Source organism: Nocardia sp. (assembly GCF_025465275.1).
GTDB lineage: Bacteria > Actinomycetota > Actinomycetes > Mycobacteriales > Mycobacteriaceae > Nocardia.
Genome location: NZ_JAODNK010000199.1, coordinates 1 through 26,208 on the forward strand (window position 1 = coordinate 1; position 26,208 = coordinate 26,208).

A 26,208-nucleotide genomic window follows, 5' to 3' on the forward strand; every position below is an offset into this window, starting at 1 on the left:
ATTGCGTTTCGAGCTCGCTGTCCACCGAGGGACCAGTTCCTGTGAAGCATCCAGATAGGATGGGTTCCTCGTAAGCTGAGCAGACATCCCCGAGAGGACATGATGATGGCCGCGAACAGCAGCGCCAAAGACATCGCGGACGACGATCTGGAACCACTCGCCGACGAAACCGCACGCCAGGCCCAGCGCGTAGTGGCCGCATACGCCACCGACGCAGACGAATGCCGCATGCTCCTGTCGATGCTCGGCATCGCTCCCGCCACGCGAGGCGAATGAGCCTGTGAACCCGGATAGCGCCGGTTCAGGTTTCGTCGTCGTCGCCAACCGGCTTCCGGTCGACCTCGAGAAACTTCCCGACGGCACCACACGCTGGAAACGCAGTCCCGGCGGCCTGGTAACCGCTCTGGAACCGGTGCTGCGCAATAACAAGGGCGCCTGGGTGGGCTGGGCGGGCGTCCCCGATGTCGAGATGGACCCGATCGTCGAAGACGGGCTGGAATTGCATCCGGTACCGCTCTCGGCCGATGAGGTCGCCGACTACTACGAGGGTTTCTCCAATGGCACCCTGTGGCCGCTGTATCACGATGTGATCGTGCGCCCGGTCTACGACCGCAAGTGGTGGCAGGCATACGTGCAGGTGAACCGCCGTTTCGCCGAACACACCGCGAAGGTCGCCGCCGAGGGCGCCACCGTCTGGGTACAGGACTACCAGCTGCAGCTGGTGCCGAAGATGCTGCGCATGCTGCGCCCGGATCTGACCATCGGCTTCTTCCTGCACATTCCGTTCCCGCCGGTCGAGCTGTTCATGCAAATGCCTTGGCGCACAGAGATCGTCGAAGGCCTGCTGGGCGCCGACCTGATCGGCTTCCACCTTCCCGGGGGCGCGCAGAACTTCCTCTACCTGGCGAGAAGGCTTGCCGGGCAACCGACTTCACGCGGCAGCGTGGGTGTGCGCTCGAAACTCGGTGTGGTGCAGGTAGGTTTCCGCACCGTGCGGGTGGGCGCGTTCCCCATTTCCATCACCTCCACCGAACTGGACGAGATGTCGCGCCGCCGCAGCGTCCGCGAGCGGGCCTCGAAAATCCGTGCGGAACTGGGCAATCCGAAGACCATCCTGCTGGGTGTGGACCGTCTGGACTACACCAAGGGCATCGATATCCGACTGGCCGCGCTCGAGGAACTGCTGTCCGAGGGCCGGATAGACCCCGCCGACACGGTGGTGGTGCAGCTGGCCACCCCGAGCCGCGAGCGGGTGGAGTCCTACATCCAGATGCGCGGCGATATCGAACGCCAGGTCGGCCGCATCAACGGCGAGTACGCCCGCGTCGGCTATCCGGTGGTGCACTACCTGCACCGGCCGATCCCCCGCGAGGAACTGCTCTCGTTCTTCGTGGCCGCCGACGTCATGCTGGTGACCCCGCTGCGCGACGGCATGAACCTGGTGGCCAAGGAGTACGTGGCCTGCCAGGGCGGCCTCAGCGGCGCGCTGGTGCTGAGCGAATTCACCGGTGCGGCAGCGGAATTGCGACAGGCATACCTGTGCAACCCGCACGACCTGGACAGCGTCAAGGACGCCATCATCTCCGCCATCGAAGACGACCGCGACACCCGCCGCCGCCGCATGCGCTCCCTGCGCAGGCAGGTCCTCACCCACGACGTCGACCGCTGGGCCCGCGCCTTCCTCGACGCCCTGGCCCAGGACCGGGTGGCCGGCAGCGCCCTGCTGTCCGACGACGATGTGGACCCGGATATAAACCACTGACCACCCCTAAACTGTGGCCCAGCCCTTCATCGTGAAGAGTTGGGCCACAGTCATTTTCAGCAGAAGCCGTTTCAGCCAGCCCAATCTCCCACGGACCCTGCACATGCCCTGGCCAGAACCCAGCGGCCGAGTGTCGTGCCGTGGTAGCCATGAGTCGAGCGAGGGCTATCGCCCGATGAGCCTCACGGGACTCACCTCAGGTGATCCGGACCTACCTGGTCCCGGTGGTCTGATCGCGGGAACCCTTGTGTGCCAGTATTGTTCGCTCGACGGGAAACAGATCGGTCGTATCGAATACAGCGACCGGGCGATCGTGGTGCGGCCGCACGACAACAACTCCGGGAACGCCTATCGCGGAACTGCTCGGCTCCACGCAAAGCGCTGGGACCGGGATCGTCGCACACTACGATGGCGCGTTCGCATCGTCCTACCCTTCGCCCATGAATTGAGCCGCGGACCCGTTCGGGGGCACGTCACCAAAACAACCCTGTGGCCCGACCTTTCACCGTGAAGAACTGGGCCACATTCGAGTCCTACTCGAATGCCAGTCGTGCGATGAGATGCCTGTGGTTCCTGATCAGCGGCAGCCTGCGTTGCGCTCCGAGTGCCAGGGGACCACACCAGCCGCGTCCTGGAATCATCGGAAGCTCCTGGTAGCCGGAGACTCCTGGAACTCGTTGCGGCAGTGCCCGAGCCTCCGCAACCGTCAGGCCGAAGGGCATATGGGGTATCACATAGTCCGAGTTGCGTGCCAGCATCGTGCCCTTGGCCGTGCGCTCGGTGACCGCCGGCGGCAAGATGTCGAAGACCACGCCGGCACCCGGAAACCTTTGTGCCATATCACCGATCAGCGCGTACACGTCGTCCGGTTGCAGGTACATGAACAGGCCCTCGGCGGTGACGAGCACGTCCTCGGTCCCGACGAGGTCGAACCAGGAACGGTCCAGTGCCGACATGGCGACCGTGCGGACCCGTGGTTCGGCCGGTAGCAGTTGCTCGCGGAGGGTGATCATCTCCGGCAGGTCCACCGATAACCAGTTCAGCTCCGGTACGCCGAGCCGCCAGTAGGTGGTCTGCAGACCTTCGCCGAGTGCCACCACGGTGCCGCCGGGCGAGTTCCTTTGGAAGCGCTGGATTTCCGCGTCGATGGTGTGGGCTCGCAGGGCCTGCGACTGGCTGGGACTGCCGAAGTTCTGGTAGTCGAAGTCGATCGACCGGCACAGCTGTTCGGCGAGCGTATCGCTGAATTCCGAATCGGTCCGCGCGGATTCGGCCGCCCGGCTCCACAGGGTCCACAGCGCGGTAACCGGAACACCTTCCAGTCCGTCAATATTCGTCTTGTTCACAGTTCACGCAGCCGTACCATAGGAATGCGGCGCTCTGTCCTGGATTGATAGTCGCGATAGAACTCACGGTCAGCAGTCAATGCCGCCCAAAGCTGTTGATACTCCGGGCCATCGACTATTTCCGGGCGTGCCCGATACTCTGCCGACCGCAGCTTCACCCGCACCTCGGCATTCACCCCGGCATCGGTGAGGTTCCAGTACCAGGCCGGATGCTGCGGCGCTCCCACGAAGGAGGCCACGACAATGCGATGTCCCGCCTCGTCGACCCAGAACGGCAGGGCCACCTTGTGCACCTTTCCGCTCTTTCGGCCGACGGTCTGCAGGAGCAGATGCTCCATCCCCGAGCTGACCCACACCTCCTCCGCATCGGTGTACTCCATGCCAATCACATGCTTGCGTCCGAGTGCAATGAGTTTCTGCTGCTCGGGCTCGGTGAACGGATTGTTACGTTGATCGGTCAGGCCCACATCAAACCTCCATTGACCTCGAGAATCGCCCCGTTGACGTAGGAAGCGTCATCGGAGGCGAGGAATACGGCCGCACGCGCAGCCTCGCTGACCTGCCCAGCCCGGCCCAGCGCGAACCGTTTGCGGTAGGCGGCCCAGACCCGGTCGTTCTCGGCCAGCCGCGCGCCCATACCCGCGTCGAGAATTCCCGGCGACAGGGCATTGACCCGAATCCGATACTGGCCCAGTTCGATAGCGCTGGTCTTGGTGAACATTTCGATGGCAGCCTTGGTTGCGCTGTACCCGGCCGCGCCGACCGCTATCCGGCTCGACATGGACGAGGACATATTGATGATCGCGCCACCCCGCTCCCGCATGTGCGGCACAGCCGCGCGGGTGCACAGAAAAGTGCCGGTCAGATTGGTGGTGACCATGGTGTTCCAGTCGTCCGGAGCGAGATGCTCGACCCGCCCGTCCCGGTTCACCCCGGCATTGGCGACCACTACATCCAGTCCGTGCAGTGATTCCACTGCCACCGCCATCAACTGCTCGACCGATTTCGGATCGCCGACATCGGCCGGATGGAACAGGCAGCGATCGGGATACTCCTCTTTCAGGAGCTGAAAATCCCCGGCCATGCGCGCCGAGCACATGACCGACGCACCTTCCGCCAGAAACTCTTTCGCGATTGCGAAGCCGAGCCCCCGGGTGCCACCGGTGACGACGGCGGTCTTTCCTTCGAGCCGCATTACGAGCCTTCCGAATTTGTTCCGGTCAATACCACGTCAGGACCGCCGCCGCGGCGCTCATTCCGCCGCCGACCCCGGCCAAGAGAATCCGCTCGCCGCGCTGGAGCGGGCGTTCGAGGTGCGAGCTGTGCAGAGTGATGGGAATGGATGCCGCACCGGTGTTCCCGTATCGGGGTGCCGTGAGCGGAACCCGCGTGGGGTCCATACCTAGTTCCCGGATACAGGTTTCGAGCAGCCGGGTATTCGCTTGGTGCAGGATGATCCGGTCCATATCGGCGAGCGCGAAGCCGGATTCGCCCAGTGCCTCGGCGATAAGCTTGGGAAGGGTCGTAAGCACGTAGTCACGAACCGCCCGGCCGTCCATCCGGAATAGCTGACCGCCTGCGGGAACCTCTACGAGAGAACGCAATCCGCCATCGGTGACGAGACGGCTCGCGTGCAGCCCGTACCCGTGCGGCACCGGGCCGACCAGCGTCGCGCCCGCACCATCGCCGAACAGGCTCACGGTCTTGCGGTCGGCACGATTCATGATCCGCGAATAGATATCGGCCCCGACGACGAGCGCCACGCCGTCGCGCTCATCACCGCGTTCGAGTAGTCCGGCGGCGACCACCAAAGCGAAGAGGTATCCGACGCAGACCGAGTTGAGATCGAAGGCCGGTATTCCGTTCAGGCCCAATTTGTGTTGCAATGCAGCGGCTGTCGCGGGCTGCGGCTGATCTCCGGTCGACGTGGCCACGATGATGCCGCCGATCCGCGGCCAATTCTCCCGGTCCGGCCCCAGCAGGTCGATGACGGCCGCGTAGGCGAGGTCGGAGGTCAACTCCGCGCTGTTCGCGTAGCGACGGGTGTTGATTCCCGTGCGCTCGCGCACCCAGTTCGTCGTGGTTCCCGTCCACTCCGCAATGCGGTCGTTGTCCACCACGTCCAGCGGCAGGTACGCGCCGGTCCGTACAATTCCCACGGCCATCAGGTGTGCCCCCGCCGCGTCATGCCGATTCCTTCTCCCACAGGTTGATCGGCAGTTCGGCCAACTGCCACACGGCGGACCCACTGTTCCACCGGATCTCCTCGGCGGCGACCGCGAGCCGCGCGTGCGGATACTCACGCAGCAGCGTCTCGACGCCCACTTCCAGTTCCATGCGGGCGATCTGGGAGCCCAGGCAGTAGCGGGTGCCGTAGCCGAAGGCCATATGCGGTTTCGCCATGCGCTCGCTGTCGATGCGCTCCGGGTCGGCGAAGACACTCGGGTCCAGATTGGCGGCGCCGATGGCGGGGACTACGAAGTCGCCGGGCTGCATATCCACCCCACCGACCCGCACCGCTTCGCGTACCCGCCACGGCAGTCCCTCACCACCGGCCAGGGAGATGGTGCGCAGCAATTCGTCGACGACTCCTGGAATTCGATCCGGATGCTCCCGCAGCATGTCCCACAGTCCAGGGCTGAGCAGTAGTCGCAGGACGATCTTGCTCAGCATGTGCGCCGAGGATTCGTATCCGCCCACGATAAGGGCGAAGACGACGGTCACCAGCTCCCACTTCTCCAGATCGTCGCCATGCTGCATCAGATCGGACACGAAATCCCCTGTGGGCGCGGCCTTCCGTTCAGCGATCAGTCGCAGGACGTACTTGCCCAGATCCTGCAGCGCGGCCTCGGCGCCACGCGCCCCGGCGTCCGACTCGGAAGCATCCGTGAGCAGCCCGCTCACCCAGTCCCCCACAGCGGGTTGATCGGCTTCGGAAATGCCGACCAGCTCACCGAGCACATTGAGCGAAAATGGTTTGGCGACAACGGATACGTAGTCACTCTCCGCCGATCGGTCGAGCTCGGCCAGTCGGCGGGCCATGATCGCCTGGGTGGCGGTGCGCAGCGTGGCCATCCGAGCACCGGTCAGTTCCCGGCCGATGACCCGGCGCAGTTTGGTGTGAATGCTGTCGTCCAGGCTGCCGATTCCACCCTGCAGGAGCAGTCCGGCGGTGAGTCGCGGCGCCGATTCCTTCGACATGCCGGTGCGGCTGAATGCCTTCTTCGAATAGACGGTTCGCACATCTTCGTACCCGGTGACCAGCCAGGCCGCATCGCCGTAAGGGTACTGCACCCGCGCGACGCCGCCGGATCCCCGAACCTCGTCCATGACCGGATCCAGACCCAAGGATCTCGTTGTCTCCGAGGGGTATTGGTGCATAGGACACTGCAACTTCTCCATCAAGCCCTCCCACTCACGGAGTGCGTGAATACGCCACTCCACCAATCCGTTTCATGACCGAAGCGCTTCATTGCGCAAAATCGTTGCGGCTCAACAGATTTCGCCGCTTCCGAACCCCACCACGCATACTCAATTCGAATTGACTGTAACGTGTTCTATATCGAGTTTCAGAGACTCTCAGCAGAAATCTGTTGTGACCAACGCCATATGGACCTCCTGTCGATATTTGACTAGAACTCGTTCTACTTATGCCGTCAGCGCGTATCACCGAATGCGATGTGCGCCGGCCGATCCACTGGGGAGTGCGATGGATCCCGTCTCTAGCCCGTTCGCCGTCATCGAAGGCCGGCCGATGTACCGGCTGCGGCGCTACTTCCCGGAGCATCCGGCGGACGGCCCCGCCGCCCTGCTGGTGCCACCGCTGATGATGACCGCGGAGGTCTTCGATCTCGATGTCGAGGACGGGGCGGTCGCAATGCTGCACCGGGCGGGAATCGATCCCTGGGTGCTCGACTTCGGTTCTCCTGCAACGGAAGAGAATGGCTGGGAGCGCACGCTGGACGATCACGTATTGGCCGTGTCCGCCGTCATCGACACCGTTGGCAAGAGCACCGGCCGCGAGGTGAATCTGGTCGGCTACTGCCAGGGCGGGATGTTCGGCTATCTGGCCGCGACCCACCGTAGTGGCGAAGGGGTTGCGAGCATTGTTGCGATCGGCAGCATGGTGGACTGGACAGCCGCCGGGCTCCCGTTCGGCCCGCGGGTCGCCAACCACCTCGCGGAGACTGTGCGCGAGGGCGCCCAGATCACCGACACCATTCTGAAGACCTGGTGGGATCTGGTCGATCCGGTAAATACGGTGCGCAATCGTGTGCGGACCCTGCGCAATCGATCCGCACCGGCACTCTCCCCCGCCGAGGTACGCCGCCGCCAGTTCATGGCAGGCGAGGGCCGCATCGGGTATCCGGGTCCGGCCGCATCGGATCTGTTGCGGCAGTTCGCAATAGGGAACCGTCTCCTGAACGGTGGCTTTGTCGTCGGAGACCGGGTACACAGCATGGGCGAGCTGACCTGTCCGATACTCGGGATAGTCGGACGCCGGGATCAGCTCGCGCCCGGTGCGTCGGTTCGCGGCATCAGGAGTGCGGCACGCAGCGCGCCCGTGTACGAGGTCAGCGTCGACACCGGGCACTACAAGATGGTCGCCGGAAGCACCGCCGTCCGGACGACCTGGCCTGTCATCGCCGGCTGGCTGCACTGGCACGGCAGCGACGGACCACGTCCGGAGCAGATCGTCGACATGCCCGAGGCGACGGCACGATCGCCGCGGCCGCAGACCCGCACCAAGCGGATGCTGTTCGCCCCGCCTCGTCCCGCGCGGCCGGGAAAGATCCTGCCGGACACCAGAATTTCGCCGGGACTGGCCTGGAGTGCGCGCACATCCTCGCGCGACTGCCTGCTCTACGCGGGCCGGATGCGCACCGAGGCCGGAGTGAACGCCCGCATCGACGCGGTGGTGCGGACTCTCATCGCCGTAGGCGTCGAGCCGGCCGAACGGGTGGGTGTGGTTATGGGGATGCGGCCCGGCGCCCTGATCGCCGTCGCCGCACTGTCGCGACTCGGCGCGGTGGCGGTGCTGCTGCCCGGGGACGAGAATCTTTCCGCCGCTGTGAATCTCACCGGCACCGGCACAGTTGTCGCAGGTCCGGCGGATATCGACCGGGTCGGCGAGCACGATTACCGACTGCTGACGCTCGGTGACGACGAAGTGCGCAACACCCCGAAACTGCTGGCCGACAACGAAGTAGATCTGGATGCCGTAGATACGAGTGCTGTACGGCTCCCCGACTGGTACCGCCCGAATCCCGGCACCGCCGACGAGGTCGCGTTCCTCGCAGTCACCTTCGCGACGTCTACGCCGACAGTCGAACGGATCACGAATCGGCAGTGGGCCGTCCGCGCCTACGCCGCGGTGCCCACTACCGGTATCGACTACCGAGACACATTGTATTGCGCTGGTGCGCTGAGTGATCCACATGTCCTGACCGAGATAGGAGCAGCACTGGTGAGCGGAGCGAGAATCGCATTGGCCAGTGAGGCTAGTCCTGAACAGATCGAGAGCGAAGCCCGCCGCTACGGCGCGAGCCTCATTGCCCGGGCCGGTAATTCGGCTGTGCGACAATGACTTCGACAGTATGCAGGATCCCGCATTAGCGACAATGGTACTCACCTGATTCGCGAGGATGAGACCGGTGTGAGCACGAGTGCCGAGATCACGCTGGCCGGCGGACTACAGGGCGGCAGCCATCGCCGCACCGATTGCACGCAGGTGATCGGTCGCACCACCGAGCGCGAACTCGTTGTGCTTGGCGGCGGTGAAGTACTGGTTCACGATGTGGTCCCGGTCTATGCCGACACCACCGTGCACGTGCACGACGGTGTGCGCGACCCGGTGTCCCGCCTCTGCGGCCCAGTACTTCGCGGTGTGCACCGCTTCGTTGGCCGGCAGCCGCTCGGCCAGCCGCCACGCCGCCTGCGTCACCGCTAGCCGGACACCCTGCACATCGATGTAGCTGTCTGCCAGTCGCTGTGCGACCGCTTGGAAGCTACCTATCTTGCGGGAGAACTGTTCGCGCTCACGGGCATAACTCGACACCAGCTCCAGGCCCTGCTCGAGGGTGCCCAGCTGCTGCGCGGCCAGTCCCAGCCAGGCGCGAGTCAGCAGCCAGTTCAAGATCTCGGCGCCCTCTTGCACGGTGCCCAGCAATTCGGCTGGAGCGGAATCGAATTCCACCACGTATTCGGGACTGTGGTCGGTGGTGATCTGCTCCGTGACGACCACACCATAGGCGGACGGGTTCACCAGAAACAGCGCTGGCGTTCCAGATACATCGGCAGGTACCAGAATGAGGGCTGCCTGGCGTGCGAAAGGCACAGTGGTCTTGGCGCCGTTCAGCTTCCAGCCATTACTGTTGGTCGCGGTGGTGACCGGCTTGTCCGGCTCCCAGTTCTGCGCTTCGCTCAGGGCCGCGGTCAGGACGATCTCGCCGGACGCGGCCTGTGCGGCGACCTCCTGCTGTTCGCCAGAACCGAATTCGGCGAGCGCACCCGCGCCCAGCACGATCGACCACAGGTACGGCACGGCCGCAACGGCCCTGCCCAGCTCACGCAGAATAGCAGCCTGCTCCAGCATGCCGAAGTCGCTGCCGCCCACAGCTTCCGGCAGCGCGGCTGCCAGCACACCGGTTTCGGCGAGTGAATTCCACAGCTGCCGGTCGAAGCGCACGATGCGCTCGCCGTTGGTGCCGGTGTTCTTGTCGAGTTCGCGTAGACGATCGGGCGTGACCAGCTTGCCGCACACTTCGCTGGCCAGGCTGGCGAGGTCTTGCTGCGCTTCGGTTGGAGTGAAGTCCATGATGAGTACCCAGCTTTCGGATTGTGTCAGCGCGCAGCAGGCGGCAGTTTCAGTGCGAACATGGCGATGATGTCGCGCTGCACCTCGTTGGTGCCGCCACCGAAAGTCATGATGAGACTGGCCCGATGCAACCGCTCGAGGACACCGGAGAGCTGTACACCTGCCGAGTCCTGACACAGGTGCGCCTGCGGTCCCAGCACCTCCATCAGCAGCCGGTATGCCTCGGTGGCCAACTCTGAGCCGTAGACCTTGCAGGCGGAAGCGTCCCACGGGCGCGGCGCGCTATTGCCCGCGTCGACACGCGCGGCGATCTCGTAGTTCAGCAACTTCAGGTATTCGATCTTGGCATGCACACGGGCCAGGTTCAGCTGGACCCATTCGCTGTCGATGACACGAATACCACTGGCGTTCTTGGTGTTCCGTGCCCATTCGACGGTGTACTGGAGAGCCATGACCAGATGTCCGGCCCCACTCAGCGCGACGCGCTCGAAATTGAGCTGGTTGACGATCAGACCCCAGCCACCGTTCTCCGGGCCCACCATATCGGTGTGCTTGACCCGCACGTCCTGGTAGTAGGTGGCGGAAGTGTCCGGCCCGGCCATGGTGTGCACCGGAGTCGACGAGAAGCCCTCAGCAGCGGTCGGCACGATGAACATCGATATGCCACTGTGCTTTTCGGCATTCGGATCGGTGCGCGCGGCCAGCCACACGTAGTCGGCGTAGCTGATGAGGGAGGTCCACATCTTCTGCCCGTTGATGGTCCACTCGTCGCCGTCGCGCATCGCCGCGGTACGCAGCGAAGCCAGGTCGGTGCCCGCGCCCGGCTCGGAATAGCCGATGGAAAAGTGCAATTCACCGGCGGCGATCTTGGGCAGGAAGAACTCCTTCTGCTCCTCGGTGCCGTAGTGCATGATGGTCGGCGCCACCGTATTGATGGTCAGGAACGGCACCGGAGCGGTGGCCATGGCGGCCTCGTCGGTGAAGATCAGCTGATCCATGACCGAGCCACCCCGGCCGCCGTACTCCTTCGGCCAGCACAGCGCGAGCCAGCCGTCCCGGCCCATTTCCGCGATCACCTCGCGGTAGACATCGCCCTCGCCGTACTCGCCGGTCGGCGCGGCGAGCGCCTCGCGCCGCTCGGGGGTCATCAAGCGCGCGAAATAGTCACGCAGCTCGGCGCGTAGTTCCTCTTGTTGCGGCGTGTACGCAATCCGCATGACGGTACCTCTCGTCTCTGATCTGGGGTTGAAGTCGATCGCGTCAGGGCTTCACTGCGGCTGTGCCGCCGAGGATGACAGCTCGGCAGCGAAGACGGCCGGATCCACCCGCCTGCGCACATTCGAGACGCCGGTTGCGACACTCACGCCGAGCGGCCCGGTCCGGTCGTACATGGTGGCCGCGGCAATGGCGACGCCATCGGCCGAGACCTGTTCCAGGGCCTGCAATCCCACCTCGGGCCCCTCGGGCAGCCGCGACAACGTCACGGTCACATCGCAGTTGATGTAGCCGATTCCTTCGGTTCCCCAGTTGCACACCATGCTGGTGGTGTCGGCGACATAGGCGGCCAACTGGAACGGCGAATTGGGCTCACCTTCGACCAGGGGTAATACGTCGTGCCACACGCATTTCCGCTCATCGTTCTGACCTGAGCCGAAATCACCGGTCCAATTCTGGCTTCCCGACTTGAACAGCAGTGGGTTCCACTCGGCCGTCCGCTCCGGTGCCGGCAACTGCCGGACCGGCTGCCACACCTGTCCCGGCGATCGCTCCGCGACGGCCAGGTACATCAATGTCGCGCGTGCCCGCACCTGATCGTGCTGCACGATCGAGACATCGACCACACGGACGCGCGTGCCATCACGGACCACCTCGCTGCGGAGCTGGATCGGTTCGGCGAGTACCGGCCTGAAGAGATCTACGGTGAATCGACCGGGAATGAATGCCGCTCCAGGACTGCGTGTTTCAGCCTCACGTGCCAGGAGTCCGCACAACGCGGTCCCGCTCACCTGCGACGGCGCCCACGGGCTGGCCGCCAGGTCGGTCGCGACATAGCAGCCATCGACCATATTGAAGAATGCAACCACTGCGCATAACCCCCATTGCCTTGAGATCTGTTGAATTAGACGATGTTTCAGGATGGCGAGGGAGGATCGCCGAGGAATGCCGGTACGCAGACGACTCGATTCCACGCGGGCGGTGGAATTTCGCCACCCGGCGGGATCGCGGCCGTGGGCGCCGGCGCGGGCCCGACGATCGCATGCGCGTTGGTGCCGATGACGCCGAACGAACTCACCCCGGCGAGCTGGCCCGAATCTTCCAGCTTCCAGTCGGCAGTGTGCCCGGAGATCCGAACGGCGGTGTCTTCCAGATCGATTCGTGGATTCAAGGTTTGGAAGTGCGCCAACGGCGGCACCGTGCGTTCGCGAATGCACAACAGGGCCTTGATTAGCCCGACCACACCCGAGGCGGCCTCGAGATGACCGAGGTTGGCCTTCACCGACCCCACATGCAGTGGCTTGCCACCGTTTCGGGCGCCCAGCGCGGCGACGATTGCACTCACCTCGATGGGATCACCGAGAGAGGTGCCGGTGCCGTGCGCTTCCAGCAGTCCGATCTGTTCGGGTTTGCACCCAGCATCGGTCAGGGCTGCCTCGATCACCCGGCGTTGGGCGTCGGCGTTCGGTGCGGTGAAACCCGAGGAGCGGCCGTCCTGATTGACGGCGGTGCCGTGAATGACACCGAGCACTCGGTCGTTATCGCGTTCGGCGTCGGCCAGTCGCTTCAGGACGATCATGGCGCAGCCTTCTCCCCGGACATAGCCATTGGCGCGCGCGTCGAAGGTTTTGCACAGCCCGTCGGGGGCGAGGGCTCCGGTCTGGACGATCACCTCGGTGGAGCCGGGTGCCAATATCAGATTCACCCCGCCCGCCACCGCGACCTCGGATTCACCGCGCCGCAGCGCACCGACCGCGTGATGGATCGCCACCAGCGATGAGGAGCACGCGCTGTCGAGTGCGACCGCGGCACCCGTCAATCCGAAGTGATACGCGATGCGGCCTGCCGCGAAACCGTGGCCGATACCCAGCGCCCAGTGTGGGTCGATCTGCTGCGGCCCCCATTCGGCATAGCCGCGGCTGCCGTTGACACCCACGAAGGTGCTCACCGACTGCGAGAGCTCCGCGCCCGGTGGAATGCCGGCGTGTGCCAGCGCTTCCCAGGTCACCTCCAGGAGCATGCGGTGGTGCGGGTCGATGGCCTGCGCCGCCCGCGGGCTGATACCGAAGAAATCGGGATCGAAATAGAGGGCGTCGTCGATGAAGCTGCCATGCGTCGGCAGGAAATCCCATTCGTCCTCAAAGGGCCAGCGTCGATGACGGGGCATATCGGCGATCAGGCTGCGGCCCGCGACCAGCGCCGCCCAATAGCCGTCCAGATCATTGATGCCATCGGCGAGCCGCAGGCCCACGCCGACGACCGCGATGGGCCCGCTGTCATGCTGCTGCGCCAATTGCGCACGCAGCTGCTTGATGGTCTGGGTGGCGCGCCGCAGGGCCGCGCCTCCGGCGTCGCTCGAGCTCGATTCGTCCATGGGAGTATCTCCTGATGTCAGGTCAGCCGGTGGTCACGTCGACCGCGGATATCGAGTCGGTGAGTCGTTCGCCGATCGCGCCCGCCAAGGTCTCGGCAGTTCCGTAGGTCCACAGCAGCGTGGTTGAAAACCGCAGTGCGAAAGCCGATTCCAGCCGATTTCGCATTTCCAGGCTCATGAGCGAATCGAGCCCGAGCGCCTTGAAGGGCGTTCTGGAATCGAGGTCGGCCGGTGGCATACGCAATACGCGCGCGGCCACTTCCGTGATCTTGTCCTGCACCAGGACCTGCCGATCGGCAGCGGTCGCGTCCGCCAGCGCGATATGGAATTCGCCGCCGCCCCGGCCCGGCTGCCCGGTCGCGGCGCTCTGCCGCAACATTTGCCAGCTTGCCTGTGCGGCGGTGTCGGGATAGGCGTCGAACCACTGGCGTTGATCGAACGACAGGTACCCCACCACGCTGCGCTCCTCGGTGAGGAAAGTGGCCAATGCGGTCCACGCCTCATCGGTGGAGAAGCTCGTTATGCCGTGTTCGATCAGCCGCGCACCCCGATTGTCCTGTGCCGCCGCAAGCCCGACCTCGGCGAAGAATCCCCACTGGATGCTCAACCCGGGCCGTCCCGCGTAGCGACGGGCCACCGCCAGCGCGTCGAGGTAGGCGTTCGCCGCCGCGTACGCGGACTGTCCGGGATTGCCGATCAGCGCGGCGGCCGAGGAGAACAGCACGAAGAGATCCAATGGATCATCGGCAGTGAGCGCGTCCAGATGCCGGGCGCCGTCGATCTTCGGCCGCAGCACCCGCTCCACCTGGTCCGCGTCGAGGCCGAGGATGGTGGCATCGTCGAGGACGCCGGCGGCATGGAATATCCCACGCAGCGGCGGCATCTCCGACCGGATCGAATCCAGCACGCCGGCAAGTGATTCCGCATCCGCGACGTCGGCCTGATAGCTGCGCACCGCCGTGGAATCCGCCGAGTCCGGCGCGCTGCGGCCCACCAATGCCACCGCACCCGCACCGTGGGCGAGTAGATGGTCAGCCAGACTGCGGCCCAGCGCACCATGCCCACCGGTTATGACATAGGTGCCGTTTGCTCGGAAATGCCCCTCCGGCAGGGGATCCGGCACGATATCAACCACCGTCCGCGGACCGGCCAGCACGATCTTGCCGATATGCTCGCCCCGAGTCATATCCCGCAGCACGGAAGCGACAGCGGCGAAGTCATGCACGGTTGTCGGCCCGGGAGTAAGTCGGCCCGCGTTGATCTGCTGCCACGCCTCGCGCAGGGCCAGGGCGAAACGCTCGGGACGACGCGCCATCAATCCGGTGAGATCGACTGCCGTGAAGCTGATCCCCTTCGTAAACGGCTGCAGCCCGACCCTGCGATCGGCATAGATATCCTTCTTGCCGACCTCGATGAAGCGACCGTCCTCGGCGAGCACGTCGATACCGAGATCGATCGCGGTGCCGCTGAGCGAGTTGAGCACGACGTCGACACCATGCGTACCGGTCACCGCCCGCACCTCGTCCGCCCAGCTCAGCGTCCGAGAATCGAAGACGTGCTCGATATCGTGCTCGCGGCGCAGGTAAGCCCGCCGTTCCGCGGTGCCCGCAGTAGCGATGATCCGCGCCCCGATGCTGCGCGCGACACCGATTGCTGCCAGTCCCAGGCCGCCGGCGCCGGAATGGATCAGCACCGTCTCCCCCGGTGTCAGCCGTGCCAGTGTGACGAGCGCATACCAGGCCGTAGTGGTCACCATGGGCAATCCCGCGGCGGTATCGGTAGTCATGGCATGTGGTATCGGTTGGGTGTGATCGGCGCGCACCGTCAGGTGCGATGCCAGCGCGCCGAAGCCACAGCCCACCACACGATCGCCCACGGCGCGGTCGATCACATCGGGGCCGACCGCGCAAATCACGCCCGCACATTCGAGACCGAACAGGTCGTGTCCCGCCGTGTCGTCGGGATACGTCCCCGCCGCTTTCATGGCATCGATGAAATTCAGTGCCGCCGCTTCGATTTCGATCAAAACCTCGCCCGATTCGGGTCGGCGCACATCCAGCGGCCGGTATCGCAGGCCCTCCCAGAAACGACCGGGTGTTGCGCCGAGCCGGAACGGCTGTGCCGGCGTGCGCCACGGGCGCGCTGCCGCAACTGTTTCCGGCTGCTCGCCCTGTTCGATCCGTCCGACGTGGCGCTGTCCGAGGCGCAGTACGACCTGGTCCTCACCGGTCCGCGCGAGGAGTTCGGCGGCACAGTCGTCGAACCGCCGATCCCGCTCGTCGGTACCGGTGCAATGCGCTGCCCCGAGATCGATGATCTCGGCGGATAATTCGGGGTGTTCGCGGCGCAAGACCCGAACGAATCCCCAGAACAGTGCGCCGCCCGGGTCAGGCCGCTCGGACGAGTCGACCGCTTGGGCTTCCGTGGTCACCACGACCAGACGCGGTGTCACCGAGGTCGATCGAACGCACGCACGCACGAGTTCGCCGAGGCTGAGGAGGCCCCGACGCTGTGCGTCCAGGCCCTCTCGGGCCGAGGGCGCGACATAAACAACGGTGCCGACCTGATCGGCACCGTCCGTGGTGTCCACGACTACGACCGAGGTACCACTGCGCTGCAGGGCCTCGGCCAGGCCGGCGACCGGATCGACGGAGCCTGCCAAGGCGAATGAGCCTGCGGAGCTGTTCGTTTCATCGCGTGCGGCCGAACGCCAGTTGAGCACGAATTCGCGGCCGTACGGTCGGCCGTCGGTGTGTTCGTCGTCGATCGAGATGAGCTCGAGACCCATGATGCGGGCCAGTGGCGCGCGCTGGTCATCGAAGAGATGAATATCGGCCGAGGTGTCCGAGCGCCGGACCGCGTATGCCCAGGCGGCATCGACGTATCCTGCCGGATCGGCATCCAGGAGCAGTTCATCGATTCCGGCGGGCAGGATGGTGCGTTCGCCGTCGAACAGGGCCAGCGCTGTTTGCATGGCACAGTCCACGAGCGTGGCATGCAATTCACCCGGATGCGTATTCGCGCGGCAGCGTTCACTGAGGACGATCCGGGCCAGTGCGAACGACTCCGTGCCATCGCGCCAGTACCGAAGTTCACGTAGGCCTTGGAAGTCCGGGCCGTAGTTCACTCCACGGCGTGTGCAGGCCGCGTAGAAATCGGCCGCGGACCCGAGGGTGTCCACCGACGGCTCGCCGGGACCGAAGGGGAAGGGCATCGGCGCGGTCGCGTGCTCGATCGTGTGCAGGGCACGTCCACGCGCATGCACCGTCCAGCTGTTCGTATCGCCGTTCAGTGCTGCGATCTCGAAGCTGAGACCGGCCGAGAAGTCCTGGCGCAGTGTGACTTCGAGCCGAACCGGCGCGTCACCGAGAGTGAGCATTTCGACGAACCGCAACCCGGAGAGCCCCGCCGGGAGAGTTCCGAGGTGGGTACGAGTCACCGCGATGGCCAGCGTCGCCATCATCGCCCCCGGAGGCACCACCACGGCACCGACCTTGTGACCGGACAACCACGGCATGGTGTCCAGATCGATCTGGAGGGTCGCCTGCCAGGCTCCGGATTCGATGACACTGGGGTACACCGGAACTCGCAGCGTGCCCGCTCCCGAGTCGATCGAGGCGCCGGGCCCGGTGTCCGGTAGCCAATGCGATTGTGGCCGCAGTGGATACGGCGGCAGCACTATCGCCGACGCGGCGGCTGCCCCGAAGGGCCGCAGTCCGGCGATGAATGCGCGGGCGCGACTGCGGTTCATCTCGCCGATGGGATCGCAGTCGCGGTAGAACGACGGCAGCACCACCGGCGGGTCGGTGCGCTCGGCAGCCAGCTGTTCCACGGCCGGCAACAGCACCGGATGTGAGCTGATCTCGATGACGTGCGTAACACCGGCATCGAAGAGCTCGGTCATCGCATCAGCGAAAAATACTGGACTGCACAGGTTTTCCACCCAGTAGTCGCCGATGAGGTCGGATGCCACCACAGTGTTCACCCGAACCGTCGACATCATCTCCACGATGCCCGGCAACGGCTCGACACCAGCGAGCTCGGCCTGTAGCGGGATGCGCACCAGTGCCATCTGTGGACTGTGCGAGGCGTAGTCCACATTCACCATGCGGCAGAAGATGCCGTCGGCCGCCAGAATCTCACTCAGCGCCTCGACGGCGTCGACCTCGCCGGAGAGCACACATGACGTCGGCCCATTGTGTACCGCGAGCGCTACCAGATCCTCGAATCCGGCTATGGCATCGGGAATGTCGGCGATGGGCAGCTCGACGGCCAGCATGCGGCCGGTCCCCGCGACCGAGCGCAGCAGGGCACTGCGCCGGGCCACGACTAGCGCGGCATCGTCGATGCTGAGCAGCCCGGCCACGGTGGCCGCCGCGATTTCGCCCTGGCTGTGGCCGATAACGACATCGGGAACGATCCCTGCACGCCGCCAGCTCGCCACGATGCCCAGCGACAGTGCCCAGAGCACCGGCTGCACCTGATCGACATGTTCGAGCCAACCCGGCCCGGCGGCACCGGAGAGCACCGCGACCGGATCCCAGACGACATATGGCCGCAGCGCTGCGGCGCACGCGTCGACCGCCTCGGTGAACGCCGGATCCTGCCCGTAGAGCGCGCCGCTGAGACCATGCCATTGACTGCCCTGGCCGGGGAAGACGAACGCGGTGCGGCCGATTTCACGAGCCCGGCCGGACAGCATCGACGGCAGTTCGGCCGCCGGATCATCGGCGTGGTGGCGCAGAGTCGCCGCCAGTTCGTGCGGTGTGTTCCCCAGTGCCGCGCTGCGTAGCGGCAGTGCGGGTGCACGCAGACCCAGCGCCGAGGTGATTACGTCCAACCGTGCGGGTTCGGCGTCCACCAGATCCGCGATATCGCGGCAGCGCTGCCGCAGCGCCTCAGCGGTATGCGCCGACACCGGCACGAAACCCAGCGCCTCGGGTGCCGCCGCGGTCGGCCCCGCAGCGGTATCCGCGCCGCGCAGCACCACATGCGCGTTGGTGCCGCCCCACCCGAACGAGTTCACGCCGATATGGACATCAGCCCCTGCGGGAAGCGCGGTGTGCTCCCGCACGATTCGCAGGTTCAGCTCATCGAAGGCGATATCCGGATTCGGCACTTCGGAGTGCAGACTGGGCGGCACCATGCCGTGTTCGAGGCACAGCACGGCTTTGACCAATCCCGCGATGCCCGCCGCCGCCTCGAGATGACCGATATTGGTCTTGATCGAACCGATCAACAGCGGTCCACCGGCAGCGCTACGCGCGGTTCCGAGGATCTCTCCCAGCGCTCTCGCCTCGGTGGGATCACCTCGGCGCGTACCGGTTCCGTGCGCTTCGACATAGGCGAGCTTGTCGATATCCAGTGCGGGTACCAGGTACGCGCGCTGCAGGAGATCACGCTGGCCGTCGGTGCTGGGCGTCACCAGGCTCTCACCACCGCCATCGTTGTTCACGACGGTCTCCACGATGATTGCCCGCACCCGGTCGCCGTCACGCACCGCGGCTGCCAGCGGTTTGAGGTAGATGGCGACCACGCCCTCACCTCGGACGAAGCCGTTCGCACCAGCACCGAACGCCGCGCACCGCCCGTCCTCGGACAGGCCGCCGAAATGCGTGAGCCCGATCGAAACATCCGGTGCGAGAATCAGACTGACCCCACCGACCAGTGCCGAATCGATATCCCCCGACCGGATCGCACGGACCGCCAGGTCGAGTCCGACCAGCGCTGAAGAGCAACCGGTCTCGACGGTCAGGCTGGGCCCGGTCAAGCCCAGGGTGTAGGACACCCGCGAGGCGATGACGTCCAGTGCGGTACCGACCGAACTGTGCTGGCTCGCACCCAGACCCCGCTGCTTGCGCAGGGTCTCGTAATCGTGCCAGGACGCCCCAATATAGACCCCGGCTCGCGTGCCGCGCAGCGTATCCCATGGCACACGACCGTCTTCCAGTGCGCGCCAGGCCATTTCGAGCATGATTCGCTGCTGCGGATCGATATCGGCGGCCTCGCGCGGTGACACACCGAAGAACGCCGCATCGAATCCGTCGACACCCTCGAGGAAACCGCCGACCGCCTGAACCCGCTTGTCACGGTCCAGCGGTGCGGCGGCATCCCACCGTTGCGGGGGCACCGGGCGAATGGCATCGCCGCCGGCATTCAACAGCTCCCAGAGCGCGTCGATGTCCCCGGCGCCGGGAAAGCGACCCGACATACCGACGATCGCGACGGGCTCGCCCGAAGGTGTGGTCATCCGATTCTCCTGCTCGACGTGTGCGAACCGTTCGTCGCCAGTGGGGAACTCACGAAAGGACCGCCGCCGCTGCGATCTCGGTCCCGCGCAGTCGTCCCATGGAGTCGGCCAGGCGGGCTACGAGCTCCTCAGGCACCGGCGCACCATCGTGAATCGCGGACAGGCGCTCGAACAGCATCTCGACTTCGGCGATGATCGGGCCTGCCAGCTCGGCGGCCTGCGGAGTGATCTGGTCCAGTACGTGCCGGGCCAGCAGCCTGACCGTCGGGTACTGGTAGATCACCGAATTGCCCAGCTTGACACCGGTCATCGCCCGCAGGCGGGCTCCGAGTTCGATCGAGCTGAGCGAGTCGAGGCCCATCTCGGCGAACTGCCGGTCCGGTTGCACCACATCGGGTGTGGCGTAGCCGAGAACCATCGAGACCGGTGCCTTGAGCAGTTCGATCGCCGCCTCGTGCCGCTCGGCGGGGCTGAGCCCCGCCAGCCGCGCGGCCAGCTCCGTCGGGTCATCCACCTGCTGGGCGGCCTGCGGCTTGGCGTGCGGCAGCGCACGGAAGAACGGAGGCAGTTCGGCCGTCGGCTGGGCCGCGCGCACCAGCGACAGATCCATCCCGATCGGCAGTACATATGGGTGCCCGGTGCGCAATGCGGCATCGAACAGGCCCAGAGCCTCGGCGGTCGGAATGGGTGTAAGGCCGATACGGCCGAGTCGAGCACGGTCTTTGTCCTCGAGTCCACCGGTATTGGAGGTGTCCTCGGCCCACCACCCCCAGGCCATGGCGGTAGCGGGCAGACCGCGGTGGTACCGATGCCGAGCCAGACTGTCGAGGAAAACGTTGGCCGCACCGTAGTTGGCCTGGCCGGGCCAGGCGAATACGCCTGCCGTAGAGGAGAACAGCACGAACATCGACAGATCCAGATGCTGAGTGAGCTCGTGCAGATACCACGCGCCATTGGCCTTGGCGGGCAGCACGGCGTCCAGATGTTCGGTGGTGAGGACCGTGAAGGTCGCGTCGGCGAGCGTGGCCGCGAGATGGACGACCGCACCGACCGGATGCGCCGCCGGCACGCCAGCGATCACCCCGGCCAGCGCGTCGCGATCACCCGCGTCACAGGCCACCACTGTCACTTCGGCACCAGCATCGCCCAATTCCGCGACCAGTTCGGCGATTCCGGCCGCCGCGGCGCCGCTGCGGCTGGTGAGCAGCAGATGCTCGGCGCCGTAGGCGGAGACGAGATGCCGGGCGATGATCCCGCCGATCTTGCCGGTACCGCCGGTGATCAATACGGTGCTGTTCGGATCGAACGCGGACGGCCAGGTGAGCACCACCCGCCCGACATGCCGGGCTTCGCCGAGGTAACGCAGGGCAGCGGCCGCATGCCGTACATCGAAGCGGGTGAGCGGCAGCGCAGCGAGAGCACCGCTCGCGAAAAGCGCCGACAGCTCGGTAAGCAAGCCGCCCAGCACATTCGGATCGAGCGCGCCGAGCGCGAACGAGGCGTAGGACACACCGTGCTCGTCGCGGACGGCGTCCGGCTCACGCACCACATCCCTGGCGATCTCGACGAATCGGCCCGTAGCGGAAAGCAGACCGAGCGAGTCTCGGGTGAAGGCGTCGGGCAACTGGTTCAGCACGATATCGATGCCGCGCTCGCTCACAAACCGCGTCGCGAACTCCGCCGACCTCGAATCCGCGATGCGATCCTCGGCGAAACCCATGCGGCGCAGTGCATCCCACTTTGGCTTGCTCGCGGTCGCGAACACATCCAAGCCGAGCTGCCGCGCCAGATTCACTGCGGCCGTGCCGACTCCACTCGTCGCGGCGTGGACGAGCAGCGTCTGACCCGGCTGTGCCGCCGCGACATCGCGAAGGGCGTGCAGGGCGGTCAGATACGCCACCGGCGCTGCCGCGGCCTGCGCGAACGACCAGGCCGAAGGAACCGCCGCGAGCAGACGGTGGTCAGCGGTCGCGGTCGCGGCGATCTCGTCGAACAACCCGAATACCCGGTCACCTGTGGCGAATTCGGTCACGTCCGGGCCGACCGCGAGCACGACACCGGCGGCCTCGTGTACCCGCCGTGCCGGTGTCCCGGTTCCGGCGGCGACATCGGTCGACGCGTCCGGGAACGAGACGCCCGCAGCACGCTGTTCGACCAGCACGGTGCCGGGCGCGAGTTCGGTACGAGCGGATTCACGCGCGGCCTCGGTCAGCGCCGCGTCCGCGCGATCGCCCGATGCCGGAAGGTCGAGCCGCCAGGCCCCGGACAGCCGTGCACCGACGGTGGCCGCCGCATCGAGGCCGGAACGCAGTCGCGGGCCGAAGAATTCGCCGCGCCGCAGCGCCAGTTCGGACTCGCCGAGCCGCAGTCCGGTCGCGAGCTGATCGAGGCTGATTCCGGCCTCGTCGAGATCGAGTTGCACGATCCGGTCCTGATACTCCGACTGCGCGCTGCGCACCAGTGCCCACACGGTGGCACCCGCCAGATCCGAGACGTCCTCGCCGGCCTCGACCGCCTGCACGCCACTAGCGAGGATGACAAGCTTGGTCTCGGCGAATCGCGCTGCGGTCAACCAGGTCTGGATCTGCTGCAGCATCTCCGTGAGCTCGTCGCGCACTGTTTCGGTCGGATGGGCGCCCGGCTCGCCTCCGGCTGCGGAGGCGACCCGGGACAACACCACAACCTTGGGGACATCGGATCCGGAATCCACTGCCGCGTAGAGGGATTCAAGATCCGAATAGGTGGTGAGCCCGACATCACCGCTCAACCCGAGCGGCTGACTGCCGACAACGGCCCACTCGCCCCGGCGCGCGGAGTAGCGCGCCGGCCACGCGGGAACGCTCATCCAGTCGACGCTGAAAAGCGAATCCTGCCGGCCCGACCATTCACGGGTGGCAAGCTCGTCCCTCGATACGGTGCCCACCTGCACGGCGCCGACAGCGACGATCCGGCCGGTGCTGTCGCCGAGCACCCAGCGAAAACGATCTGTGCCCGCAGGTGTCAGCCGAACCCGCAGGGCCGTCGCGCCCACCACGCGCAGTTCGACGTGTTCCCACACGAACGGGAGCCGGATCGAACCCGCCTCCGACGGCACCGGCACGGCGGCCGCGGATACGGGCTGCAGGGCGGCGTCCAGCAGCGCCGGATGCAATCCGTACTTATCCGCGTCGTCCACGGTGTCGGGCAAGGCGACCTCGGCGAAGATCTCGTCGCCGCGCTGCCAAACCCTCTTCATGCCTCGGAAGACCAGGCCGTGCTGGTAGCCCAGAGCCGCGAGGGTCTCGTACACGGGGCCGGGCTCCATCGCCCGTACCGCACCGACGGGAGGCCAAAGGCTAAGCCCGTGGCTGTCGGGGTCCGAGGTCCTGGGCATCGAAGTGAGCAGCCCATCCGCGTGCAGGCTCCACCGGCTCTCACCGAGTGCGCCGCCTTTGTCTTCAGGGCGCGAGTAGATGGCCACCGTGCGCCGACCGGCCCCAAGGAATTCGCCGACCACGACCTGTAGGTCGATGGCGCCCGCTGTGGGCAGCATGACCGGGGTATACATGGTCAGCCTCTCGACCTGCGGAACGCCGAGGGTGTCGCCGGCGTGCAAGACCAGCTCCAGCAGCGTCGCACCGGGCAGCACCACGGTGCCGTCCAGGGTGTAATCGGCGATCCAGGCATGGGTTGCCTGCGAAATGTGGGTAATGAACTGGAAGCGGTCCGCGCTGGGCAGTTCGACCACCGCGCCGAGCAGAGGGTGCCCGGCCACAGCCAGCCCGAGACCGCTGGGCCGATCGCCACCCGCACCGGACGCGCCGTCCAGCCAGTATCGCTGGCGCTGGAAGGCGTAGGTGGGCAATGGGACCGGCCGCGCGGAGCCGACAGGGTAGATCGTCGACCACTGCGGCGACACACCCTGTACATGGGCTTCGGACACGGAGGTCAGCAAGCGCCGAATACCGGCGTCATCACGTTTGAGTGAGCCGACGATGAGGCAGGAATCGACTGCGGCACCCAGGGATTCGTGCATCGCGGCAGTCAGCAGCGGATTCGCGCTCATCTCGAGGAAGGCGTTATATCCGGACTGGAATGCGGTCCGGCAGCCCTCCTCGAAGTTCACCGCTTCGCGCAGATTGCGGAACCAGTAGTGCGGGCCCAGATTCTCGGTGGCCAACGCACCACCGGTGACCGTGGAGAAGAAGGTGATGCCGGTGGCCCGCGCGGTAATCGGGGCCACCGCGGCGTCGAGCCGCTCGCGCAAGACATCGACATGCGCGGTGTGCCCGGCGCAGCTGGCCGGAATCTGCCGCGCCCGCACGGCTTCTCGTTCACACACCGCGAGGATTCGAGCCACGCCTTCCGGCCCACCCGCGACGACGGTGCTCGACGGAGAATTGACGGCAGCGATGTGTAGATCGTCGATCCCGGCCATCAGTTCGCGCACACGCGCAACCGAGGCATTGATCGACGCCATGCCACCTGTACCGTCCAGTTCGCGCAGCAGCTTACTGCGCAGCGCCACAATCCTCGCGGCATCGGAAAGCGACAGCGCGCCGGCAACATACGCGGCGGCCACCTCACCCTGCGAGTGCGCGAGCACCGCGGCGGGCTCGATGCCGAACGAACGCCACAGTGCCGCAAGCGAAACCATCGTCGCGAAGAGTGCGGGCTGCACCACGTCGACGCGCTCGAACGATGGTGCGCCCTGGGTCTCGTTCAGCACATCGGTCAGTGACCAGTCGACGAACTCCGACAGCACCGCCTCGCACTCGGCGATCTTCGCGGCGAATACCGGCGACTCGGCCATCAACTGCGCTGCCATACCCGCGTACTGCGCACCCTGACCGGGGAAGACGAAAACCACCCGGCGCACGGTGGCCTGGCCACGGATCGGTCCGGCCGGCCGGCCGGCCGCCACAGCAGCCAGGCCGGCAAGCAGGTCGACGCGGTTGCGGCCAAGCACCACCGCGCGATGGTCGAACGTGGCGCGAGTCGTGGTCAGTGCGTGGCCCACCTCGCGTGAGCTGAATTCCGGATGGGCCCTGACATGGTCCGCCAGTCGCGCGGCCTGCTCGGCCAGCGCCTCGGGCGTCTTGCCGGAGATCGGCCACACGGCGAGTGGCACACGCTGACCGGGATCGACAAGCGTGGCCGATTGCGCCGGTGGCGCCTGCTCGAGGATGACGTGGGCATTGGTACCGCTGATCCCGAACGAGGACACCGCGGCCCGGCGCGGCCGGTCGCGGTCCGGCCACGGGGCGGTCGCGGTGATCAGATCGACCGTCTCAGCGGACCAGTCCACATCCCGGGTCGGCTCGGTGACATTCATGGTGGGCGGCACGAAGCCGTATCGCATGGCCTGAACCATCTTGATCACGCTCGCGATGCCTGCGGCAGCCTGGGCGTGGCCGAAGTTCCCCTTGATGGAACCGAGCATTAGCGGCTCCGTGGCGGAACGGCCGCGGCCGTAGGTGTTGAACAGCGCCTCCAATTCGATGGCATCGCTCACCGGCGCGCCGGTTCCGTGCCCTTCCACGACATCGATATCGGCAACCGTGAGATCGGCGTCGGCCAGAGCGGCGCGGATCAGCTTCTGCTGCGCCGAAGCGCTCGGCACGGTAAAGCCCGCCGAGGCGCCGTCTTGGTTGACGGCGGCGCCGCGCAGAACGGCGAGCACCTCGTGGCCGTTGCGGCGAGCATCGGACAATCGCTCCAGCACCAGCAATCCGACACCCTCGGACATACAGAGCCCGTCAGCATCAGCCGAATATGGCTTGCTACGACCGGCGTCGGAGATGGCATCGTGCCGGCCGAGTGTGCGGAACCCGGTGCGCGTGGACACGATCGAGACACCACCGACGAGGGCGAGTGAACTTTCACCGGCGGCGAGGGCCTGGGCGGCGAGATGCGTGGCGACGAGCGAGGACGAGCCGGCGGTGTCGATGCTCATGGTTGGGCCTTGCAGACCCAGTACGTAGGACACCCGGCCGGCCAGCGCACTCTGGTTCACACCCATGGCCACATCTCCTGGATCGAGATCCGACCGGCCCGGGATCAGGTATGTGTAGTCCCCTCCCGTGGCACCGATGTAGACACCCGTGTCGCTCTCGCGCAACACTGTCGGGTCGATTCCCGCGGATTCCAGTGCCTGCCAGCTTGTTTCGAGCACCATCCGCTGCTGCGGGTCCATGGCCTCGGCTTCGTGCGGGCTGATTCCGAAGAATTCCGGATCGAATTCGCCCACCCCGTCGATGAACCCACCCATCGGCGCGGTATCCGCCGGTTCCACCCTCGACCGATCGGCCGGGAACCCGCCGGAGGTGTGTCGACCTTCGATCAGAAAGCGCCACAATGACTCTGGTGAATCGATGCCGCCAGGGAAGCGACACGCCATACCGACGACCACGATCAGGTCATCGGAGAGAACACGATCTGCCACGACTGCCCCCCAAATGGTTA

At 66.0% G+C, this 26,208-nt stretch carries 14 protein-coding genes; 3 read left to right on the plus strand and 11 right to left on the minus strand.

Annotated elements, in window-relative coordinates:
- Positions 1-105: 105 nt before the first annotated feature.
- Complete coding sequence (locus tag JWN03_RS40570; protein WP_297627155.1) at positions 106-276, plus strand: hypothetical protein; 171 nt, start codon at positions 106-108, stop codon at positions 274-276.
- Positions 277-280: 4 nt separating this feature from the next.
- Positions 281-1,762 (plus strand): alpha,alpha-trehalose-phosphate synthase (UDP-forming), encoded by a 1,482-nt coding sequence (locus JWN03_RS40575; RefSeq protein ID WP_297627157.1) that lies wholly within the window; start codon positions 281-283, stop codon positions 1,760-1,762.
- 533 nt (positions 1,763-2,295) lie between these two features.
- On the opposite strand, the gene JWN03_RS40580 is transcribed toward JWN03_RS40575, so the two are convergent.
- Genes JWN03_RS40580 through JWN03_RS40600 form a run of 5 tightly spaced genes read right to left on the minus strand, consistent with a single transcriptional unit; the run spans position 2,296 to position 6,438 of the window.
- Positions 2,296-3,108: a class I SAM-dependent methyltransferase gene (locus JWN03_RS40580; protein WP_297627160.1), complete on the minus strand. Its 813-nt coding sequence runs from the start codon at positions 3,106-3,108 to the stop codon at positions 2,296-2,298.
- Positions 3,105-3,575 carry a nitroreductase/quinone reductase family protein gene (locus JWN03_RS40585; RefSeq protein WP_297627162.1) on the minus strand — a complete coding sequence of 157 codons (471 nt, stop codon included), beginning with the start codon at positions 3,573-3,575 and terminating at the stop codon, positions 3,105-3,107. The genes JWN03_RS40580 and JWN03_RS40585 overlap by 4 nt, the downstream gene beginning before the upstream one ends.
- On the minus strand, positions 3,566-4,303 hold the full coding sequence (locus tag JWN03_RS40590) for an SDR family NAD(P)-dependent oxidoreductase (protein ID WP_297627164.1): 738 nt from the start codon (positions 4,301-4,303) through the stop codon (positions 3,566-3,568). Before JWN03_RS40590 ends, JWN03_RS40585 begins: the two co-directional genes overlap by 10 nt.
- 25 nt (positions 4,304-4,328) lie before the next feature.
- The gene (locus tag JWN03_RS40595; protein WP_297627165.1) at positions 4,329-5,273 is read right to left on the minus strand and encodes a 3-oxoacyl-ACP synthase III family protein; all 945 of its coding nucleotides are present in this window, start codon (positions 5,271-5,273) and stop codon (positions 4,329-4,331) included.
- 19 nt (positions 5,274-5,292) lie between these two features.
- The gene (locus JWN03_RS40600; RefSeq protein ID WP_297627167.1) at positions 5,293-6,438 is read right to left on the minus strand and encodes a cytochrome P450; all 1,146 of its coding nucleotides are present in this window, start codon (positions 6,436-6,438) and stop codon (positions 5,293-5,295) included.
- A gap of 379 nt (positions 6,439-6,817) precedes the next feature.
- On the opposite strand from JWN03_RS40600, the gene JWN03_RS40605 reads away from it, so the two are divergent.
- Positions 6,818-8,695 (plus strand): AMP-binding protein, encoded by a 1,878-nt coding sequence (locus JWN03_RS40605; RefSeq protein ID WP_297627169.1) that lies wholly within the window; start codon positions 6,818-6,820, stop codon positions 8,693-8,695.
- Between the two features lie 105 nt (positions 8,696-8,800).
- Here JWN03_RS40605 and JWN03_RS40610 read toward each other — a convergent pair whose 3' ends face one another.
- Genes JWN03_RS40610 through JWN03_RS40635 form a run of 6 tightly spaced genes read right to left on the minus strand, consistent with a single transcriptional unit; the run spans position 8,801 to position 26,188 of the window.
- Complete coding sequence (locus JWN03_RS40610) at positions 8,801-9,925, minus strand: acyl-CoA dehydrogenase family protein (RefSeq protein WP_297627171.1); 1,125 nt, start codon at positions 9,923-9,925, stop codon at positions 8,801-8,803.
- Between the two features lie 26 nt (positions 9,926-9,951).
- Positions 9,952-11,142 (minus strand): acyl-CoA dehydrogenase family protein, encoded by a 1,191-nt coding sequence (locus JWN03_RS40615; RefSeq protein WP_297627173.1) that lies wholly within the window; start codon positions 11,140-11,142, stop codon positions 9,952-9,954.
- A 51-nt stretch (positions 11,143-11,193) separates the two neighbouring features.
- Entirely contained in the window at positions 11,194-12,009 is an 816-nt protein-coding gene (locus JWN03_RS40620; RefSeq protein WP_297627175.1) for an acyl-CoA thioesterase domain-containing protein, read from the minus strand.
- 47 nt (positions 12,010-12,056) lie between these two features.
- Positions 12,057-13,514: a polyketide synthase gene (locus JWN03_RS40625; protein WP_297627178.1), complete on the minus strand. Its 1,458-nt coding sequence runs from the start codon at positions 13,512-13,514 to the stop codon at positions 12,057-12,059.
- 22 nt (positions 13,515-13,536) lie between these two features.
- Positions 13,537-19,764: a type I polyketide synthase gene (locus JWN03_RS40630; protein WP_297627181.1), complete on the minus strand. Its 6,228-nt coding sequence runs from the start codon at positions 19,762-19,764 to the stop codon at positions 13,537-13,539.
- 49 nt (positions 19,765-19,813) lie between these two features.
- Positions 19,814-26,188, minus strand: coding sequence for a type I polyketide synthase (locus JWN03_RS40635; RefSeq protein WP_297627184.1), 6,375 nt, complete (start codon positions 26,186-26,188; stop codon positions 19,814-19,816).
- Between the last annotated feature and the right edge of the window lie 20 nt (positions 26,189-26,208).